Origin of the sequence: Streptomyces sp. NRRL B-24085 (assembly GCF_001282115.1) — a bacterium.
Classification (GTDB): Bacteria; Actinomycetota; Actinomycetes; order Streptomycetales; family Streptomycetaceae; genus Streptomyces.
In genome coordinates this window covers 1-4,255 of record NZ_LJBR01000602.1, presented here as the reverse complement: position 1 = coordinate 4,255, position 4,255 = coordinate 1, and the positions used below count along the sequence as shown (strand labels likewise).

Annotated in this window: 5 protein-coding genes; 2 read left to right on the top strand and 3 right to left on the bottom strand. The window is 73.2% G+C overall.

The window, feature by feature from the left end:
• Positions 1-294, top strand: a 294-nt coding sequence (locus AOJ26_RS40135; protein WP_199828927.1) for a peptidoglycan-binding domain-containing protein, incomplete at its 5' end; no start/stop codon positions are given.
• Positions 295-339: 45 nt separating this feature from the next.
• On the opposite strand, the gene purH is transcribed toward AOJ26_RS40135, so the two are convergent.
• Together purH and purN are read right to left on the bottom strand one after the other, a co-directional pair.
• A complete protein-coding gene (purH, locus tag AOJ26_RS40130; RefSeq protein WP_053853266.1) occupies positions 340-1,902 on the bottom strand; it encodes a bifunctional phosphoribosylaminoimidazolecarboxamide formyltransferase/IMP cyclohydrolase in 1,563 nt (520 codons plus the stop codon).
• Positions 1,899-2,546 carry a phosphoribosylglycinamide formyltransferase gene (gene purN, locus AOJ26_RS40125; RefSeq protein WP_053853265.1) on the bottom strand — a complete coding sequence of 216 codons (648 nt, stop codon included), beginning with the start codon at positions 2,544-2,546 and terminating at the stop codon, positions 1,899-1,901. The genes purH and purN overlap by 4 nt, the downstream gene beginning before the upstream one ends.
• Before the next feature lie 282 nt (positions 2,547-2,828).
• On the opposite strand from purN, the gene AOJ26_RS40120 reads away from it, so the two are divergent.
• The gene (locus tag AOJ26_RS40120) at positions 2,829-3,608 is read left to right on the top strand and encodes a hypothetical protein (RefSeq protein ID WP_053853264.1); all 780 of its coding nucleotides are present in this window, start codon (positions 2,829-2,831) and stop codon (positions 3,606-3,608) included.
• Between the two features lie 22 nt (positions 3,609-3,630).
• Here AOJ26_RS40120 and AOJ26_RS40115 read toward each other — a convergent pair.
• A partial coding sequence (locus AOJ26_RS40115; RefSeq protein ID WP_324614012.1) for a DUF6350 family protein occupies positions 3,631-4,255 on the bottom strand: 625 nt, incomplete at its 5' end.

The following is a 4,255-nucleotide window of genomic DNA, read 5'->3' as shown; positions in this document are numbered from 1 at the left end:
CCCACCGCCACCGTGACGAGGACGGCCGCGCCCCCGGCCACCCCCGCCTGGATCTCCGGCTGCACCTACTACTCGGGCACCGAGCTCACCGACTACGGCGACAAGGGCCAGCGGGTCGTCCAGGTGCAGTGCATGCTCACCAAGCGCGGCTACAGCGTGGGCGGTTCGGGCGTGGACGGCGAGTTCGGCAGGGACACGCAGGCCGCGGTCAAGCAGTTCCAGGGCGCCAGGGGCCTTGAGGTGGACGGCCAGGTGGGGCCCAACACGTGGGCGGCGCTGCGCAGTTCGACATGACACAGGGGCGGCTCCGTCCGGATGCCGCCCCTGCGCTCGGGTGTCTCAGTGGAAGAAGTGCCGCGTCCCCGTGAAGTACATGGTGACGCCGGCCTTCTTGGCGGCCTCGACGACGAGTTCGTCACGGACCGAGCCGCCCGGCTGGACGACCGCCTTCACACCGGCCTCCAGGAGGACCTCCAGGCCGTCCGGGAAGGGGAAGAAGGCGTCCGAGGCGGCGTACGAGCCCTGCGCGCGCTCGGCACCGGCCCGCTCGACGGCGAGCTTCGCGGAGTCGACGCGGTTGACCTGGCCCATGCCGACGCCGACCGAGGCGCCGTCCTTGGCGAGGAGGATCGCGTTGGACTTGACGGCCCGGCAGGCCCGCCAGGCGAACGCGAGCTCGGCGAGCTCCTCCGTGCTCAGGGCCTCGCCGGTCGCCAGGGTCCAGTTCGCCGGGTCGTCGCCCTCGGCCTGGAGGCGGTCGGTGACCTGGAGGAGCGCGCCGCCGTCGATGGGCTTGACCTCGGCGGGGTGCGCGGGGGCGGCCGGGGCCTTCAGGACGCGGATGTTCTTCTTCTTGGCGAGCGCCTCCAGGGCACCTTCCTCGTAGTCCGGCGCCACGATGACCTCGGTGAAGATCTCGGCGACCTGCTCGGCCATCTCCTTGGAGACCGGACGGTTCACCGCGATCACGCCGCCGAACGCCGACAGCGGGTCACACGCGTGTGCCTTGCGGTGCGCCTCGGCGACATCCGAACCGACCGCGATACCGCACGGGTTGGCGTGCTTGATGATCGCCACGGCCGGCTCGGCGTGGTCGTACGCGGCACGGCGGGCGGCGTCCGTGTCCGTGTAGTTGTTGTACGACATCTCCTTGCCGTGGAGCTGCTCGGCCTCGGCGAGACCGACGCCGGTGCCGTCGACGTAGAGCGCGGCCGGCTGGTGCGGGTTCTCGCCGTAGCGCAGGGTGCTCTTGCGCTCCAGGGCGGCCGCGATGAAGTCGGGGAACTGCGAGTCGTCCGCGGGGGCGTAGGCGCTCGCGAACCAGCTGGAGACCGCGATGTCGTACTCGGCGGTGTGCCGGAACGCCTCGGCGGCGAGCCGCTTGCGGGCGGCGAGGTCGAAGCCGCCGTCCTTGACCGCGGCGAGGACGTCGGCGTAGCGCTCGGGGCTGGTGACGACGGCGACCGAGGGGTGGTTCTTGGCGGCGGCGCGCACCATGGACGGCCCGCCGATGTCGATCTGCTCGACGCACTCGTCGGGGCTCGCGCCGGAGGCGACGGTCTCGCGGAACGGGTAGAGGTTCACGACGACGAGGTCGAACGGCTCCACGCCGAGCTCCGCGAGCTGCTCGCGGTGGCTGTCGAGGCGCAGGTCGGCGAGGATGCCGGCGTGCACGCGCGGGTGCAGGGTCTTGACCCGCCCGTCCAGGCACTCGGGGAAGCCGGTGAGCTCCTCGACCTTGGTGACGGGGACGCCGGCGGCGGCGATACGGCCCGCGGTGGAACCGGTGGAGACGAGCTCCACCCCCGCCTCGTGCAGGCCGCGCGCGAGGTCTTCGAGGCCGGTCTTGTCGTAGACGCTGATGAGCGCCCGGCGAAGGGGCCGCTTGTTCTCGGCGGTCACTGGATAACTACCTTTCGTCCCTCAATGCGATAGCCGTTGCGGGCGAGCCGCCCCACGACCTCGACGAGCAGCCTTCGCTCGACTTCCTTGATGCGCTCGTGCAGAGCGCTCTCGTCGTCCTCGTCCCGGATCTCCACCACGCCCTGGGCGATGATCGGTCCGGTGTCGACGCCGTCGTCGACGAAGTGGACGGTGCAGCCGGTGACCCTGGCTCCGTACGCGAGCGCGTCACGGACGCCGTGGGCGCCGGGAAAACTGGGCAGCAGGGCGGGGTGGGTGTTCACGAACCGCCCGCCGAAGCGGGCGAGGAACTCCTTGCCCACGATCTTCATGAACCCGGCGGACACCACGAGGTCGGGTTCGTGCGCGGAGACCGCCTCGGCGAGGGCGGCGTCCCACTCCTCGCGCGTCCCGAAGTCCTTCACCTTGCGGACGAAGGTGGGGATCCCGGCCCGCTCGGCCCGCGCGAGCCCCTCGATGTTCTCGCGGTCGGCCCCGACGGCCACGATCTCGGCGCCGTACGCCTCGGTGCCGGCCGCCGCGACGGCGTCCAGCAGCGCCTGGAGGTTCGTACCGGATCCGGAGACCAGCACGACCAGGCGCTGGACCGGCCTGGCCTGCTCGGCCACGGGCTTGGCGGCCACGGCGGGGCCCTTTCTCGGGGGAGCGTCTTCCTGCGGCCGACGCTTGTACATTCATACGAATGCTTCGGGCCCGGGGATACGGGGAAGCCTACGAAGCGGCCGACCGTCAGCAACGATACCGGCACTCCGGACGGCCCCCGTGGGACGGGGGCGTGGCCGGAAGGTAGCGTCTGCAAGGAGCCGGTCCGGGAACGCGGGTGGTGCGCGGTGCGTTCACACGGTGACGGCTCACGCCGGACGCTTCACGTACTCGACGGACTCCAAGGGGAAGACGCTCACTTGATGCCGGACCGCAGCCTGCGACTCCTCACGCTCCCCCAGCAGTCGGTGCAGGGAGGGGAGCGCAGCGGCGTGCTGCTGCGGGAGCAGCCCACGTCACCGCCGGACGCTCCGCCCTCCGGCAAGAAGAACGGCGAGGGGCAGGGCGGTCGGGCCGAGGACGACAACCCCTTCGCCCCGCCGCCGGAGGGCACCCCCGACCGCCCGTGGCGGCCGCGCCGCCCCGAGGGCTCGGACGACGGCGACGGCGACGGCCGCACCCCGTGGGGCAGCCAGTGGAGCGACCGCCAGCCGGGCCGCTCCGACGGCGGCTTCGGCGAGCGCCCGGGCGCGAACCCCGGCGGCGGTCCGCAGGGACCGGGCAGCGCCGGACCGGGTATGCGCTGGGACCCCACGGACCCCTCCCAGCGCCGCGCCCGCTACGCCCTGCTGTGCGGCATGTGGGCCTTCTTCTTCGTCCTCTTCGGCTGGCCTTACGTCAGCCTGCTGCTGGGCGCGCTGGCCCTGTACTGGGGCGGCAGCGCCCTGCGCGCCAAGCCCCGCACCGCCGACCCCGACACCCCCGCCCCGCCGCAGTCGGCCCGCCCCCAGACCACCGCGGCGATCAGCGGCCTGGTCACGGCCTCCCTGGCGATCGTGCTGGTCGCCGCGAGCTTCACCGCCAGGCTCGTCTACAGCGACTACTACACCTGCACGAACGACGCCCTCACCAACGCGGCCGAGAAGTCCTGCACCGACCTGCTGCCGAAGGAGCTCCGGGGACTGCTGAGCACGAACGGCTGACGCCGGGGCGCGGCCTCGGCGGCTAGTCGGTGGCCTGAGGTTTCCCGGCGGGCTTCTCCGGCGGCGCGGACGCCTCCTTCAGCGCGGCCCAGCGGGCCTCCAGGAGCGCGTCGTCGTACCAGGGCGTCGGCGAGGGCACCTGCTCCGTGGAGGGGGCGGGGGGCAGGTAGTCGTACGGCTCGAAGGCGTCGTCCTCGTCGAAGGGGCCGGCCTCCCGCGGGGCGGGCGCCTCCACCGGTACGGCCTCGGGTCCGGCCTCCGGTCCGGCCTGGGGCCTCTCGGTCCTCCCGGTGTTCTCGGCCTTCCCGGTCCTTCCGGTGTTCTCGGCCTTCCCGGTCTTCTCGCGCCGGTGCAACCAGCCGTTCGCCGGGGACAGCCGCCGCAGCACGCCATCCCTCGTGCGGCGCCGCCAGGCGTGGACCGTCAGCGCCAGCGGCACCCCCGCCGCCGTGATCCAGCCCGCCACCGCCGCGCCGACCTGCCACCACACCGGTCCGAACCGGGCCAGCACGCCCACCCCGAGCGGTCCGCCGGCCAGCGCGGCCAGTACGGCGACCACCCCCGCGCACAGCACCGCCGCCCACACCACCGCGCCCGCCGTCCGGCCGCGACCGGCTCGCGTCCGGTGCCCGCCCCACGGACCACCC